This window comes from Vibrio sp. 1641 (assembly GCF_033339995.1).
In the GTDB taxonomy this organism is placed as follows: Bacteria; Pseudomonadota; Gammaproteobacteria; order Enterobacterales; family Vibrionaceae; genus Vibrio; species Vibrio alginolyticus.
The window spans coordinates 74,407-90,913 of sequence record NZ_JAWOVP010000008.1; the positions used below are offsets into that span (position 1 = coordinate 74,407).

Annotated in this window: 12 protein-coding genes; 6 read left to right on the forward strand and 6 right to left on the reverse strand. The window is 45.3% G+C overall.

The window, feature by feature from the left end:
* Positions 1–162: 162 nt before the first annotated feature.
* Complete coding sequence (gene polA, locus R7Z47_RS16285) at positions 163–2,949, forward strand: DNA polymerase I (RefSeq protein ID WP_005379246.1); 2,787 nt, start codon at positions 163–165, stop codon at positions 2,947–2,949.
* A gap of 748 nt (positions 2,950–3,697) precedes the next feature.
* Here the strand turns inward: polA and yihA are convergent.
* Positions 3,698–4,357 carry a ribosome biogenesis GTP-binding protein YihA/YsxC gene (gene yihA, locus R7Z47_RS16290; protein WP_017635019.1) on the reverse strand — a complete coding sequence of 220 codons (660 nt, stop codon included), beginning with the start codon at positions 4,355–4,357 and terminating at the stop codon, positions 3,698–3,700.
* 159 nt (positions 4,358–4,516) lie between these two features.
* Between yihA and R7Z47_RS16295 the strand changes: the two genes are divergently transcribed.
* From R7Z47_RS16295 to hemN, 5 genes are all read left to right on the forward strand, one after another.
* Positions 4,517–5,134, forward strand: a complete 618-nt coding sequence (locus R7Z47_RS16295; protein WP_005379248.1) for a c-type cytochrome — start codon at positions 4,517–4,519, stop codon at positions 5,132–5,134.
* 838 nt (positions 5,135–5,972) lie between these two features.
* Positions 5,973–6,611, forward strand: coding sequence for a class I SAM-dependent methyltransferase (locus tag R7Z47_RS16300; RefSeq protein ID WP_005379250.1), 639 nt, complete (start codon positions 5,973–5,975; stop codon positions 6,609–6,611).
* Positions 6,611–7,153, forward strand: coding sequence for a Der GTPase-activating protein YihI (gene yihI, locus R7Z47_RS16305; protein ID WP_005379252.1), 543 nt, complete (start codon positions 6,611–6,613; stop codon positions 7,151–7,153). Before R7Z47_RS16300 ends, yihI begins: the two co-directional genes overlap by 1 nt.
* A gap of 7 nt (positions 7,154–7,160) precedes the next feature.
* Positions 7,161–7,649 (forward strand): DUF2489 domain-containing protein, encoded by a 489-nt coding sequence (locus tag R7Z47_RS16310; protein WP_005379254.1) that lies wholly within the window; start codon positions 7,161–7,163, stop codon positions 7,647–7,649.
* A gap of 184 nt (positions 7,650–7,833) precedes the next feature.
* On the forward strand, positions 7,834–9,225 hold the full coding sequence (gene hemN, locus R7Z47_RS16315; protein WP_258482113.1) for an oxygen-independent coproporphyrinogen III oxidase: 1,392 nt from the start codon (positions 7,834–7,836) through the stop codon (positions 9,223–9,225).
* A 69-nt stretch (positions 9,226–9,294) separates the two neighbouring features.
* Here hemN and add read toward each other — a convergent pair whose 3' ends face one another.
* From add to R7Z47_RS16340, 5 genes are all read right to left on the reverse strand, one after another.
* On the reverse strand, positions 9,295–10,299 hold the full coding sequence (gene add / locus R7Z47_RS16320) for an adenosine deaminase (protein ID WP_262606844.1): 1,005 nt from the start codon (positions 10,297–10,299) through the stop codon (positions 9,295–9,297).
* A gap of 147 nt (positions 10,300–10,446) precedes the next feature.
* Complete coding sequence (locus tag R7Z47_RS16325; RefSeq protein WP_145473365.1) at positions 10,447–12,993, reverse strand: EAL domain-containing protein; 2,547 nt, start codon at positions 12,991–12,993, stop codon at positions 10,447–10,449.
* 102 nt (positions 12,994–13,095) lie between these two features.
* Entirely contained in the window at positions 13,096–14,499 is a 1,404-nt protein-coding gene (gene glnG / locus R7Z47_RS16330) for a nitrogen regulation protein NR(I) (protein WP_171343032.1), read from the reverse strand.
* A 57-nt stretch (positions 14,500–14,556) separates the two neighbouring features.
* On the reverse strand, positions 14,557–15,603 hold the full coding sequence (glnL, locus tag R7Z47_RS16335; protein WP_017821940.1) for a nitrogen regulation protein NR(II): 1,047 nt from the start codon (positions 15,601–15,603) through the stop codon (positions 14,557–14,559).
* Between the two features lie 132 nt (positions 15,604–15,735).
* A complete protein-coding gene (locus R7Z47_RS16340) occupies positions 15,736–16,317 on the reverse strand; it encodes a DUF4124 domain-containing protein (protein ID WP_053307274.1) in 582 nt (193 codons plus the stop codon).
* Between the last annotated feature and the right edge of the window lie 190 nt (positions 16,318–16,507).

The window sequence follows — 16,507 nt, forward strand, 5'->3', positions numbered from 1 at the left end:
GTGGATAATTTCTATAAACAGAGTTATCCACAGGGGTGGTGTTTTCTTGAATAAAGTCGGAAAAATTTACGCGACCTAGATCGAGCGAACAAGATAGATTCAGATCAGCAGTCATGGCATCCTAGGCAGATCTCTCAAGTACTGAATTGGATACAGACAATTATGGCAAGTATTCCTGAAAATCCGTTGATCCTTATCGACGGCTCTTCTTACCTATATCGCGCTTTTCACGCCTACCCGGGCACCATGAGCAATGGTGAAATTCCAACTAATGCCGTTTACGGCGTCGTGAACATGTTACGCAGCATGATGCGTCAGTTTGCGTCTGAGCGCATCGCGGTGGTTTTCGATGCAAAGGGAAAAACCTTTCGTGATGATATGTATGCAGAATACAAAGCGAATCGTCCGCCAATGCCGGATGACCTGCGTTGTCAAATTGAACCATTACACAATGTTATTCGTGCAATGGGTTTGCCGCTGATCTGTGTTCCTGGCGTCGAGGCGGATGACGTCATCGGTACGTTAGCATACCAAGCATCACAAAAGGGCATGCCTGTATTGATCAGTACTGGTGATAAAGACATGGCGCAGCTAGTGGATGATAACATTACCTTGATCAACACCATGACAAACGTCGTAATGGATCGTGAAGGTGTGGTTGAAAAGTTTGGCATTCCACCTGAGTTGATCATCGACTACTTAGCACTGATGGGCGATAAAGTAGATAACATTCCTGGTGTACCGGGTGTCGGTGATAAAACAGCGACCGCACTACTGCAAGGTATTGGTGGTCTGACGAAGTTGTATGAAAACCTCGATGATATTGCAGGGCTTGGTTTCCGTGGTTCTAAAACCATGGCGAAAAAGCTCATCGACAACAAAGAAAATGCCATGCTTTCGTATGAGCTCGCGACCATCAAATTGGATGTTGAGCTTGAGGAAACGCCAGAATCATTGCTGAAAGCGGAACCAAATAAAGACGAATTAGTGAAGCTGTATGGCCAACTGACGTTTAAATCTTGGTTGAATGAACTACTTGAAGGCGGTTCTGGATCTGTGGAGGCCGTAGAGCTTGCAGGATCTTCACAAGCTTCTTCTTCTCAAGCCGAGATGGAAACTTCTGCGGTAACAATCGATCGCAGCCAATATGAAACAATTCTGGATAAAGAAACCTTCAATGCTTGGCTAGATAAACTTCAAACGGCTGAGCTGTTTGCATTTGATACGGAGACCGATAACCTAGATTACATGCTAGCGAATCTAGTTGGTTTGTCATTCGCTGTCGATGAAGGTATTGCGGCTTATGTGCCAGTTGCACATGACTATTTAGATGCGCCTGAACAGCTTGATCGTGATTGGGTACTAGAACAGCTGAAGCCAATTCTTGAAGATGCAGCGAAAGCAAAAGTCGGTCAAAACTTAAAGTATGATGCGTCTGTACTCGCTCGTTACGACATTGAGCTAAAAGGTATCAAGCACGACACGATGTTGGAATCGTATATCTACAACAGTGTCGGCGGTAAACACGATATGGACAGCTTGGCGCTTCGCTTCCTACAGCACAGCTGCATTTCTTTTGAGCAAATTGCAGGTAAAGGCAAAAATCAGCTTACGTTTAACCAAATCGAACTGGAACAAGCATCGCCATACGCGGCAGAAGATGCGGATGTGACCCTTCGTCTGCACAATCGCTTGTTTGCTAATATCGAGCAGGATGAAAGCCTGAAGACAGTTTACGAAGAGATTGAAATGCCGTTGGTGCCAGTTCTTTCGCGCATTGAACGCACTGGGGTCTTTATCGATGAAATGAAGCTGAGTGCGCAGTCGGTCGAGATTACCGCTCGCCTTGATGAGCTTGAAAAGAAAGCGTACGAAATTGCAGAGCAAGAGTTTAACATGAACTCGCCAAAGCAATTACAAGCCATCCTATTTGAAAAAATGGGTTTACCGGTTGTGAAGAAAACGCCATCAGGCACACCATCGACGAATGAAGAAGTTCTGCAAGAACTCGCGCTAGACTACCCACTACCAAAACTGATTTTGGAATACCGTGGTTTGGCGAAGCTAAAATCAACTTACACCGACAAACTGCCGAAGATGATCAACCCATCAACGGGGCGCGTGCATACTTCTTACCACCAAGCAGTGACTGCAACGGGTCGTCTATCTTCTACTGATCCGAACTTACAGAACATTCCAATTCGTAACGAAGCTGGCCGTCGTATTCGTCAAGCGTTTGTCGCGCCATCAGGGCATAAAATCTTAGCGGTCGACTACTCGCAAATCGAACTTCGCATCATGGCGCACCTTTCTGGTGACCAAGCGTTATTGGATGCATTCCGTGATGGCAAAGATATCCACGCGGCAACCGCAGCAGAAATCATGGGTGTTTCTATTGAAGACGTTTCAAGTGAGCAACGTCGTCGTGCGAAAGCGGTTAATTTCGGTCTTATTTACGGCATGAGTGCGTTTGGTTTGGCGAAGCAATTAGGCATTCCTCGTGGTGAGGCTCAAGCGTACATGGATACATACTTTGAACGTTACCCAGGCGTGATGCAGTACATGGAAGACACACGCAGCACGGCAGCAGATAAAGGGTATGTTGAAACGATTTTTGGTCGACGTTTGCATTTACCAGAAATCAAATCGCGCAACGGGATGCGTCGTAAAGCTGCTGAACGTGCGGCAATCAACGCACCAATGCAAGGTACGGCTGCGGACATTATTAAGAAAGCGATGCTGTTGGTTGATCAGTGGATTCAGGAAGAAGGCAATGGTCGTGTGAAGTTATTAATGCAAGTACACGATGAATTGGTCTTTGAAGTTGAAGAGTCATCATTGTCCGAAATTGAAAGTAAAGTACAGAAATTGATGGAATCTGCAGCAGAGCTAAAAGTACCGTTGGTTGCAGAAGCAGGTCACGGTGATAACTGGGATCAAGCTCATTAGTCACTTTTAGACCAAAATAACCAATTAATTATGAGCCAGCGCACAAACGCTGGCTTTTTTTTGAGATTAAAAAAGCTAGCGCAAAGTTAACTTTGATGTTGCTTAATAAAAATTTCATGAAAAAAAACTACAAAAATTCTTTGCAATTCTGACCAATTGTTGTACATTAATACTCGTAGGGTACAGAGGTAAGATGTTCTATCTTTCAGACCTTTTGTTTCACGTTATTGGATTAGGCTGATTCAGCCGCCCCAGTCAGTTTTTGACTGGGGCGTTTTTTATTGGACGAAAGAAAATTATTCTTTTGGATCAGTAGCTTAAAGTAAGCCTTCAGAAACCTTCTTTTTTGACCTTTCTAAATCACTGCAAAATCTCGATTTTTCCTTCAAATTTATCGCGTTATTCATCCTGTAAATTTACGCCAGTCACACTATTATTTTTTCTTGAAGGAAACTAAGTTACATCTTTTTTGAAGCTTTGCTTGGCTTAACTGTCTGAATTGTAAAGCTATTGGGTGTTTTTCGAGTGAATGTTTGGTGATGCACAGGAAACAAGAGCGCTTTTTAACCTATTGAAATCGAATCTCAGTTCAGCAATGCTTCGTCACATAACAATAATTACCAATTTTTCTCTCCCGTTATCCCTGCCAGGAAGGCGGGGATTTTTATTGCCTGTTATTTAGTTCAGATAAACAAAAGCCCCACCAAATGGCAGGGCCGTGTCGAAGAAATTTAACAAATATTGTTAATTATTCTTCATCGCTCGCTGGTATCTCTTGTTCGTCTTCTTCTATCAGGTGCGCTAGTGCTGGTGCAAACCAGGTATCCAGTTTTGCACGTAGCTGATCGACACCTAATCCTTTCAGTGAAGAGAACACATCAACAGAAACGTCACCACCGAAAGTTTCTACTTGCTTACGAACTTTCAGTAGAGTTTGTTTGCGTGCACCACTTTTTAGTTTATCTGCTTTGGTTAGCAAAACCTGCACAGGAATGTGGCTATCGATGGCCCAGAAAATCATTTGTTGGTCGAGATCTTTCATTGGATGACGAATGTCCATTAGAACCACTAAGCCTTTTAGGCACTCGCGTTTCTGTAGGTATTCACCCAAAGATTTCTGCCATTTGTTTTTCATCTCTACCGGTACTTGAGCAAAACCGTATCCAGGTAGATCGACAATGTGACAACCTTCTTCTACTTTGAAAAGGTTGATTAATTGCGTACGACCAGGTGTCTTTGATGTCTTGGCTAAGCTTTTTTGATTAGTTAGACGGTTAAGTGCACTCGATTTACCAGCGTTTGAGCGTCCTGCAAACGCAATTTCGACACCTTCGTCTTCCGGCAGGTGACGAATATCGGGTGCGCTGGTGATGAAATGCGTATTTTGGTAATGAATTTTTACGCTCACTGTTAACTCCATCTCGACTTTGTGTAGTCGATTGATTACTTTTTTGTGAAAATGTGTAAAATAACCGTGCTCGGCATAAGGTCGCCTATTGTACCATGAGTGTACGCGGTATGTTCACATTCCGTGGTACTGGAAGCTTGATAATTATAATGGAATGTCATGAAGAAATTAGCGCTAATTTTGAGTCTTTTAGCCAGTTGCTCAGTATGGGCCCAAGGTAATATTGAGGCTGGTAAAGCAAAATCACAAACCTGTGTCGCCTGTCACGGAGCAGATGGCAACAGTGCAATAACAACGTACCCGAAACTCGCAGGCCAACACGCTAAGTATCTTGAGAAGCAGTTAAAAGAACTTAAGCTAGGCATGACAAGTGGTGGTAAACAAGGTCGTTACGATCCTGTAATGAGTGGTATGGCAATGCCACTGAGCGATGAAGATATCGCAGACCTATCTGCTTACTACGCTTCGCTACCAGTTTCAGAAAACTCAACACCTGAAGATGTAGTAGCAAAAGGCAAAACGCTTTATACCGCTGGTGATGCCGAGCGTGGCCTAACCGCATGTATTGCATGTCATGGTCCTCGTGGCAATGGTACTGAGCTTTCAGGTTTCCCGAAAATTTCTGGTCAGCATGCTGACTACATCAAAGCTCAGCTAGAAAAATTCCGTGATGGCGACCGTGGCAATGATATGAATGCCATGATGCGCGACATCGCGAAGAAAATGACAGACGAAGATATCGAAGTGCTGTCTAAATACGTTGGCGGTCTGCACTAATATACCTAAATCGCTCAAGATCCTGCATCTTGAGCTGGTTGGGTAGATGTCCCTACATCGTTCGAGCAACTTGTACAAAAATGCCCTAGTGAATCCACTAGGGCATTTTTGTTCGTGACAGATATCACAGTCGAGTTTGGATACGAAAGCGATAGTTGGCTCGGCAGTTTGTGAGACATTTGCCATACTTGATGTTGGCTTTTTCTTGTTAGTGTTTTTAAGTTTTTGATTAAATGATAATTTTGATTTTTTAGAAAAATAGGCGGATTTTTTTTCAACCCATTACTTGTGAGCATAACGGGATGGCGTAAAGTAGAAGTCGTTCACAGGGGGGTGAATGTAAGGATTGAAGACCACGGTTTAGGTCTCCAAGGATGTAGCTCGGATGCTTGGTGATTTAGAAAGGGATTTAGATAGGTAGGGAGCCTATCAGATAAGGATGGTCATCTCGTCTGACGGTTAAGACAGTGAAACGGATCAGGCACAGGAAGTTGCTCAGTAGACAGGAAGTAAACGGATAGCCAAAATTCATCAGGAAGATGAAAAACAACTCTTTTTGGCAGGGAAAGCTCTAAAAACAAAGGGATCATTGGTGCACCAAATGTGTGCAACACAGTTTCGCCAATTGATGGCACTTAGAAAGCGACAGTCTGACTGTCGCTTTTTTTATATCCGTTGACTTGCTCAGCCGTAACTTGAATTGAGATTACTGCACTTATTTAGCTTTATAGGTTGTAAACAAAGTTTTTTAACAAAAATTGCTGAAAAAATACTCAACAACACTCCAATCCGAGTTCACTTTCTGGTATGTTTCGCATCCCTGTTTGAGGAAGTCAGCATGCATACCTGTCCTTTATGCCAAAATCAGCGCACTCACCATTATTTTGAAGATAAGCGTCGTGAATATCTTCAATGTGAGCAGTGCAGCTTGGTATTCGTAAATCCAGACCAACGTTTGGATGCGGAAAGCGAAAAAGCTCACTATGATTTGCATGAGAACAACCCCGATGATTTGGGTTACCGACGCTTTTTGTCGCGTATTGCTGACCCGATCACAGAGCGAATTTCTCCACAATCAAATGGTATCGACTTTGGTTGTGGTCCTGGCCCAACGCTCTCCTTGATGCTGGAAGAGGCGGGGCACAACATGGCGTTGTACGATCTCTACTACCACCCTGATACGTCGGTTTTAGAAAAAACGTACGACTTCATGACAGCAACAGAGGTGATAGAGCACCTCTACCACCCAGATTTGGTGTGGAAGCAATGGTTGAATTTAGTTAAGCCAGGGGGCTGGATAGGCCTGATGACGAAAATGGTCATCGACGTGGAGGCTTTCAAATCATGGCATTATAAGAACGATCTCACTCACGTAGTGTTCTTTAGTCGTGACACGTTCCAGTTCCTAGCAGAGCGGGATAAGCTCGAACTCGAATTTATTGGTAATGATGTAATTTTACTGAGGAAACCCCAGTAATGAGCCGTAGTAAAAAATCTAGAAAACCGGGTGCCGCTGGTGCACCTGAGTTTGTTGTAACTCGTAACCGTACAGAATCTGATGTGGAAGGCCGCTTACGCAAGCGTGCTAAAAAGCGTAAAGGTCTGAAAACGGGTAACCGTAACTCAGAAGTTAATGAGCAGAAAAAGCAAGCTGCTGCACAAAATCGCGACCCGCGCTTAGGCAGCAAAAAGAAAATACCTCTGATTGTTGAACCTGCGAAGAAAATGACGAAGCAAGAGCGTCGTTTGTCGGCAGAGCAAGAACTAGAGATGCTAGAAAATGACGCGCAATTGAACGTGTTGCTAGACCGTATTGAAGCGGGTGAAAACCTGGGCACAGGTCTACAGAAATTCGTCGATGAGAAACTCGATCGCATTGAGAAGCTAATGGACCAACTAGGTTTGTTGGAACCTGAAGAAGAGGAAGACTTCACTGCACCTGCTGAGAAAAGCACGCGCAACGATGATGACTTGCTGGCAGATTTCGACGACATTAATTTCGACGACTATAAAGGATAATTAAGCTATGAATGTAACCTTATTAGCTATTGCTGGTGTTGTGATTATCATCGCACTCGCTTCTTATGCAGGTTACCTTCTGCTTCAATTGAAAAAGCAAAAGGAATTGCAGCTGAAGCATCAAAAATTGGCGATAGACAAACGTAACGCCAACATTTTTGAGAATGTGCATACCTTGTGTCAGGCGGGCATTCAAGGCCAGTGCGATTTATCTGAAATCAGTATCCGTGTGTATAACATCATGGATTATGTACAAGGTGAAGACCGCGTTGATTTCGATAAAACGTACCCTGCGATTTCTGAGCTTTACCACATCGTGAAAGATATGGCGCGTGGCGAAGAACGCCAACAACTTGCCAAGAAAGAGCGTATGCAACAGAACTTGACGCGTCATAAAGCGGAAAGCCGCCTCACTGATGCGATTATTGAGGAGCTCAAAGTGTTGCAGAAAAACGTCCAGCCACTGAATAATCAAATCAATATTCAGATGATTTAAGCGCGACCCCCAATAGTCTCCTTATGACTAATAGGGGTATCGTGATCACGCTAGCACTTCTTTAGTTTTATACTTAAAAAGCCAGTCGGCGTTGCCACGCTTGTCATCGTCGTATGGCAAAATAGCGGCTCTGAATATCGGGTGACGGCTTTCGTTGCCCTAGCATTTAACGGAAAGTACCACCATGTCGAATCAACACACTGAATCGAAACAGCAAATCGTCTGGGATCAAGCGGTATTGGATAAGTACAACTATTCCGGGCCTCGTTATACGTCGTACCCAACGGCGCTGGAGTTTCATGAAGCGTTCACCATTTCTGATTATGATATGGCATGCACTCAATACCCAGAACGCCCATTATCGCTGTACGTACACATTCCGTTCTGTCACAAGCTTTGTTACTACTGTGGATGTAATAAAGTCATTACGCGCCACTCGCACAAAGCGGATGAATACCTCGACGTGCTTGAACACGAAATTCGTCAACGTGCTGCATTACTTGTTGGTCGCACCGTGACGCAATTGCATTTTGGTGGTGGTACACCGACGTTTCTCTCTGAAAAGCAAATCACGCGTGTAATGAGCCTGCTACGCCAAGAGTTTACTTTTAGTAGCGATGCTGAAATCAGTATCGAGGTTGACCCGCGTGAAATCGAGCTGACCATGCTGGATCATCTGCGTAGTGAAGGCTTCAATCGCTTGAGCATCGGTGTTCAGGACTTCAACAAAGAAGTGCAAAAACTGGTGAATCGTGAGCAAGATGAAGAGTTCATCGTTGCGATGGTTGCGCGCGCAAAAGAGTTAGGCTTTCGTTCGACGAACCTAGATTTAATTTACGGTTTACCGAAGCAGACCAAAGAATCTTTTGCCAAGACTCTAGAACAAGTGCTAGAGATGCAGCCGGGCCGTCTATCCGTGTTTAACTACGCGCACATGCCACAGCTATTTGCAGCGCAGCGTAAGATTAAAGACGAAGATCTGCCAAAGGCAGAAGAGAAGATGGCGATTCTGCAAGACACCATCGCGACACTGACTGATGCTGGCTACCAATTTATCGGTATGGACCACTTTGCTTTGCCGGACGATGAACTTGCTGCTGCCCAGCGCGAAGGTATTTTGCATCGCAATTTCCAAGGCTACACCACACAAGGTGAATGTGACTTGGTTGGCTTTGGTGTTTCTGCAATCTCGATGATCGGCGATGCGTACGCGCAAAACCAGAAAGAGCTGAAGAAATACTACGCTCAAGTCAACGAACTTCGTCACGCTCTATGGAAAGGGGTCTCTCTGGACTCCGATGATTTGCTCCGTCGTGAAGTGATTAAGCAGCTGATTTGTAACTTCAAGTTAGACAAGAAAGCCATTGAGTCTGAGTTTAAAGTGAAGTTTGAACAGTACTTTAAAGAAGACTTACAGCTACTTCAGACCTTCATCAACGATGAGCTGGTGGAAGTGGATGACAATGAAATTCGTGTGACGCTGCGAGGTCGTTTGCTGATCCGTAATATTTGTATGAGCTTCGATAAGTACCTGCGAGCGAAGGCGCGTCAGCAACAATTCTCTCGTGTTATTTAATCAGAGATACAGATTCAAGATATAAAAAATGCCAGCAGATGCTGGCATTTTTTTATGTTTTCGCTGGATTTAAGCGCGATCTTTTACTTTTTCTCTCAGTTCCGCTTTTTCTGTTTCTGAAAGGAACGCAATCTCAAGGCCATTGATTTGCGCTTGGCGAATCTGGTCTTGGCTCAGACCAGCGGCTGGTGCTGCTACTTCGTATTCGTATGGCAGTTCGATGCCTTCAACCGCTGGATCGTCAGTGTTCAGACACGCAAGAACGCCATGCTCTAGGAACTGCTTGAGAGGGTGGTTTTCTAGCGTTTCTACCGTACTTGTTTGGTAGTTTGACGTCAGGCAAGATTCAATACCAATGCGGTTTTCTGCTAGGTAATCCATCAGTTTTGGATCGTGAATCGCTTTTACGCCGTGACCGATACGAGTTGCGCCCAGCTCATTGATTGCTTGCCACATGCTCTCTGCACCTGCTGCTTCACCAGCATGGACCGTTACCCCGAGGCCAGCATCGCGTACTTGCTTGAAGTGAGACACAAAGCGATCACCCGGTTGGCCTAGCTCGTCACCCGCAAGGTCGACGGCAACGATGTGATCTTTCTGGCTCAGAATGCCGTCCAGTTCTTGTTGACATGCGTCAGTGCCAAATGTGCGACTCATGATACCGATCAGGTTGGCTTTCACGCCAAAATCGCGCATACCTGCTTGCACACCGTCCACGACGGCTTCAACAACCCCCGCTACTGGTAGCTTGTGTTTCATCGCCATGTAGTAAGGAGAGAAACGCAGCTCAGCGTAATCGATTTGCGCGTTTAGCGTGTCTTCTACGTTTTCGTACGCGACACGACGACACGCATCTAAATCGCCCAGTACAGCAACACCCCAGTCGAGCTTAGAAAGGAAAGCAACAAGAGAGGGTTCCGCTTCGACAATTTGAACGTGAGGAGTGAGAGACTCAATATCGTACGCTGGTAGGGCAATGCCAAACTTTTGGCCTAGCTCAAGAATCGTTTTAGTACGAATGTTACCGTCGAGGTGACGGTGCAAATCAGTAAGAGGAAGGTTCTTCGTTATCATTTTGTCGATCCGGATAGTTATGAACTGGAACAGGGCCCAAACATCATCTGTGACAATACATGGGTAAGATTTGCAGTTAAGTATAAATAACAGTTGGGTAGATTGTCAGTAGAGGATGACTAGGAAATCAACGATTCTCGCTCTTTTCTACTTCATGTTCACCAAATGTGTTGGCCATTCTTCTAGTGGCATAGGGCGGCTGTAGTAGAAGCCTTGCACCTGATTACAGCCTAAAGAGCGCAGTAATTGTGCTTGATTGCTATCCTCGACACCTTCCGCGACGACATTAGTTTTGAGACCTGCTGTGATATTGATGACGGCAGCGACGACTGAACTGTTTAAGTTTTCTTGTGTGAGTTGATTGATGAAGGTGCGATCAATCTTCAAGCAGGTAAACGGCAGAGAGTGGAGGTAACCCAGTGATGAGTAGCCGGTGCCAAAGTCATCTATCGCGATACCAATACCCATTTCACGCAGTTTAGTCATATTTTCTAGTGTGGTCGGTGCGCTATCAATGATACGTGATTCTGTGATCTCTAGTGTGAGGTTACTTGCTGGTAATTTCGTGATATCCAATACGCTTGTCACCGTATCAACAAAACTTGGGCAGGATAGTTGATTAACGGAGATATTCACATGCAGTTGGAAGTCCGACGGCCACTGTTTGCTTTCGATCGCTTGGTAAGTGTCGCGACAAGCTTGTAACAGAATCTGTTGGCCGATGGCTTTGATCATGCCGCTTTCTTCCGCGATTGGGATAAAATCTAATGGTGACACCATACCTGAGTCGCTATGCCAACGCGCCAATGCTTCGGCGCCACACACTGTGCCACTGACGAGATCCACAATCGGTTGGTAATGAGGAATAAACTCTCGGTTTTCAATGCCAGTTTGGATCTTGGTCAGCATTTGTGTACGAAACTTTGAAGCGCTCGCTAGTTCTGGGCTGTAGTGACAAACACCAGTCAGTGAGTCTTGTTTGGCGTAACTTAATGCGATGCTGGCGTTGCGTAACCATAAAGGCATGGTTTCGTTTGGCTGGGTTTGTACAATACCAAGTGAAATCTTCATCACTACATTCTCGCCTTCCACCATAAATGGGGTGGAAAAGAGTTGCTGTAATCGACGCTCGGTTTGTTTAATTTTGGTTTCAGTGTCGACATTTGAGAGAAACACCGCGAATTCGTCACCACCAATCCGAGCCAATAATGCGTTGTCACGAAACTGCTGTTTTAACCTTTCAGCGATGCTGACCAACAGCTGGTCGCCGTTGTGATGACCCACACTGTCGTTGATATCTCTAAATTTGTTGATACCAAGTAAAAATAAACTGCCGTGACAAAGATCAGACTGATTTTCACAGATTTCGACCAAACCCTGACGGCTATATAAGCGTGTTAGAGAGTCATAAACCAACTGTTCACGCAATGCTTTGAATGAAGCTCTTAGATTGTTCGCCATTTCATTAAAAGCATGAACCAGTACGGTTGTCTCATACACATAACCAGGCTTTGGCATGCCGCTATCCCAATCCCCATTTGCCAGGTGCTGAGCGGCGGCGGCCGTCGCGTTAATTGGTCTAGTAACTCGGTTGAAAATGATCCAACTGATGGCGATCCCAAATAGGCTTACAATAATGCCAACGAGCCAACTCTCTTGCTGGCTTTTCGGTAACAGGCCGAGAAGCTCGGACTCCGAAATGGAGGTGCCAATAAACCATGTTAAGCCATCTTGGTCTCGATACGGGGTTAGCCGACTGAAAATACGTTGGCCATCATGTTCAAATGAAAAAGTATAAGGTTGCTTGGTGTTGTTGAGATCGAAAGACCGGACGCGGCTCGCACTGATTTTGATGATCGGGTCTGCGTTTTCAGCGGCAAGCAAACGCTGCCCTTTATCCGAAAATTTTGTGCCCCATGAGATGACGCTTCCCGGGCCTGAGTGAGCGATTAAACGATGATCTGGGTCCATGATGTAGACCGACGCTTTAGTGTTGTATTTTAACTCGCGCAGGAACTCGTTGAATGTATTGATACGAATGTCTGTCACCAAAACACCAGCAAATTGGTCGTGTTTGTACACCGGCGTCATGGCTGATAGCGTAATATCCTGGCGTTCATCAGCGTTGGTATAAATTTCAGACCAAGTGGCGTCTTGGCTATCTGCAACGGGCTTATACCATGGGCGAGTGCGAGGATCGTATTGGGAGATAACCGTTCGAATGTTGTTACTCACATGGTTGGTTCCATAAATAACCAGATCACCATCGGTGTGGCGATCTTGCACCATTAAGGTGTAATCGTCGGAAAGCTCGCGGCGAAAGCCTGCAAAGTCGCCGTTTTCTGAACCAAATGCGATTACATCCAACTGCGGTATCGATTGGTAAAGATTTTTGAATGCACTCAGCAGGTAGTTTTGAATGTCTGAGGTATCGTGAGGGCGATAAAGGTTGTGATAGCTGACGTTGTGCGCGAGAGCCATAACCGCAGTAAAAGGCTTACGTAGATAGCTATTGAGGTGGTCGTGGACGCTTTCGGTTAACACGGAAAGTTGCTTGTCACTGATATCCGTGACCACTTCTTCGTAACTTTGTTTTTGGACGTAGACAATGACACCGATCGCCAGTAAGAAGATCATGACAAATGGAATCAGAACAGCAGTACGCAGTGTAATTTGAGTCGTAGCAGTAGACATCGCCTAATCACATAGATGGTGGTGCGCCACAATTGTACTGATGTTTTTATTAATATCGAGTGACAAACGACGCTCGTTGTTAACGCACCACGTAAGTGATTGTCAGTACAATTCTTTTAATTTTCTGGTGAGTGTATTTCGCCCCCAGCCTAATACTTTAGCGGCATCTTGCTTATGACCTTTAGTGTGCTCTAAGGCTGCTTCTAATAAAATGCGTTCAAATTCTGGTAAAGCGTAAGAAAGTAGTTCTTTATCTCCTGCTGCGAGTGAATGCCGCGCCCAATCCGCCAATTGTTCTTGCCAACTACCATGTGCAGCGTCTGAAATGGATTTTTTCTCTTCGAGTAGTTCGCTTGGCAAGTCATTTGGTAACACTTCGCTACCACTGGCCATAACGGTTAGCCAACGGCAAATATTCTCTAATTGACGAACGTTGCCAGGCCAATCAAGGCGGTTAAGAATCTCCACGGTCGATGGGTGGAGAGTTTTTGTTTCCACACCAAGCTCATCAGCCGCACGGATAAGAAAATGCTGTGTAAGCTTTTCAATGTCTTGCTTACGCTCACGCAGTGCCGGGATCTGCACGCGAATCACGTTTAAGCGATGAAAGAGGTCCTCACGGAAGTCACCTTCGTGCACCAGCTTTTCTAAGTTCTGGTGTGTTGCCGCGACAATTCGTACATCGACACTGATCGGAGAGTGACCGCCCACTCGATAAAACTGCCCGTCAGCTAGAACGCGTAGTAAACGAGTTTGAATGTCCAATGGCATGTCGCCGATTTCGTCTAAAAATAGAGTGCCGCCATTGGCTTGTTCGAATCGTCCTTGACGAACATTGTTTGCTCCCGTAAACGCGCCTTTTTCGTGGCCAAACAGTTCTGATTCAATCAAGTCTTTGGGAATCGCCGCCATATTGAGCGCAATGAAAGGTTTGTTAGCACGTGGACTGTGACGGTGCAGTGCATGAGCAACGAGTTCTTTACCCGTGCCCGATTCACCGTTAATCAAGACTGAAATAGAGGAGCGAGAAAGACGACCAATGGCGCGAAACACCTCTTGCATCGCTGGTGCTTCACCGATAATTTCAGGCGTTTCTGCTGGAATGTCTTCTGGAGAGAGCTGCTCGCGTTTGTTTTCGTGGCTGTGTGCAATGGCTCGTTCAACCAGAGTTAAAGTTTCATCAATATCAAAAGGTTTTGGTAAATATTCAAAAGCACCTTTTTGGTACGCATTCACTGCCGCATCTAAATCTGAATGCGCGGTCATGATAATCACGGGAAGGTCTGGGTAATCGCGCTGTACTTGCTTTAGTAGCTCCAACCCATCAATACCTGGCATGCGAATGTCTGATACTAGAACATCCGGCACTTCGCGTTCGAGCGCCATTAACACGCTTTCTCCATCGGCATAGGTTTCACATTTGATGTTGGCAGAGGAGAGCGTTTTCTCCATTACCCAGCGAATTGAACTGTCGTCATCAACGACCCAAACATATCCTTTACTCATGTAGTAATCCTTGCAGCAAACCGAAAAACTGACGCGACTTGAAGTCCATTAGCGCAATCAGATCGGCAGATAAATAGTAAATGTTGTGTGACCAGGCCAGCTTTCTACGTCTATTTTTCCATTGTGCTGGTCGATCAAATTTTGCGAAATAGATAGCCCTAATCCAGTTCCTCCCTCGCGGCCACTGACCATGGGATAGAACAGCGTGTCTTGTAGTTCCGGTGGAATACCTGGGCCGTTGTCTGTGATTTCGACACGAGCAGCGAGTTTACAGCGTTTGCCGTGAATATTGGCTTGATGCACCGTTCTGGTGCGAATGGTTATTTTCCCGTGTTCTTGATGGCTAAGAATTTGTGCGGCGTTGCTGACGATATTAAGCATTGCCTGTTCGATTTGGTCTGTATCCATCAAAATCTCTGGCAAGCTTGGGTCATAATCTCGTTCAATGATGATTGAGCGTTGTGACTCTAATTCAACCAGTTGGCGAACCTTTTCAAGAATTTGGTGCAGATTCTCTTGTGTCTTCTTACCTGGCTTCTGCGGTCCTAGTAATCGATCCACGAGCGCCCTTAAACGGTCTGCTTGCTCAATGATGATGTGTGTATATTCGGTGAGAGAGGGCTCTGGCAGCATTTTTTCTAGCAATTGCGCCGCACCGCGTAAGCCGCCAAGCGGATTTTTAATCTCATGTGCAAGCCCTCGGACTAACAGCTTCGCCGCTTGTTGTTGGGCGTGTTGATTCAGTTCTTGAGAGAGTCGGCGCTGCTGATCAATTTTGCGCATCTCGACCAGAAGCATCAACTGCTTTTGCCAAGTGATAGGGCTAACCGTCACCTCTAGCATTAAAGGGCGGCCATCAACAACGAAAGTGACGTCACTGTCGGTGATGCTTTGGCCACTTTGCAACGGTTGAGTGAGCAGCGCGAGATCCAGCGACGCATGCTGAATCAATTGAGAAAGTGATTGTTCAATAATTCGTTTGGCGCTTTGAGAAAATAGCAACTCGGCAGCCGGATTGGCATAACGGATGGCCAATCCATCATCAAGAATCAGCGTTGCTGTCACCATATTGTTGAGAATGGCACTAGGAAGACTGGTATCCACATTACGTCCTTGTTTTGCTTTAAGATTGTGCGATGCACAATAATGGTGCAATTGAACGTTAAGTATGGCGAATAAATCTTAGAAGAAAAAGTGAAAAGCACCGCTGTGATGTGATTTTTTTCACCAGATATTCTATTTTGCCCCTTTTACGGTCGGCTTAACACTTGCTCTATGTAAATGCACCGTTATAGGGCTAGTAGATGCAATAAGCTTGCCGCTTCTTTTCGCGTGCACAGCAAGTGTGTGAGTGCCTCGGTCAATATTGTTTAACTGCCACACTATATGGCTTTGTGGTGCACCATAAGGTTTTCCATCGAGTAACAATTGCAATTGCTCACCGATACCAAGCTTGCGATTGGTTTCTAATTGAATATTGATGATGCCTCGATTGCTGCGGATGGTCTCGTTGTGCTTGGGAGTCAGCATCGAGAGTTGTAATGGAAGAGGCTTCTCGGTTGTTTTCTCTGGCTTGTTTTGTGATGCAGTAGATGGCGTAGTCTGAGGTGCGAGCGATTCAGTACTTTCTACCTCAGGAGCTGGTGCGCTGGCTTCAAGGTTTGGCAGTGCGATCGCTTTTGCTCCTTTGTTTGGCGTATCACTAAAGTGAACCACGCCATTTTCATCTACCCACGTATACGCGACCTGCGCGAAGGCGATAGAGGCGATTAACAATCCGCTGAGTGCACACAGTGATGGAATAAGCTGAACTTTCATTGCTCACCTTCTCTTGTTCGATGATTTCACGTTTCAATGGCTTAGCTCTTTGACCTGTAAGGAAAAATTCTAAGTGTATTTTTATTATCCCCTCATGTTAAACGTCGAAGCTTGAGTGGCGAATACAAAAAAGGCCCGCCTGCGAGGCGAGCCTAATATTTTATTGCTGTGTTTACATTTTACACAGTGT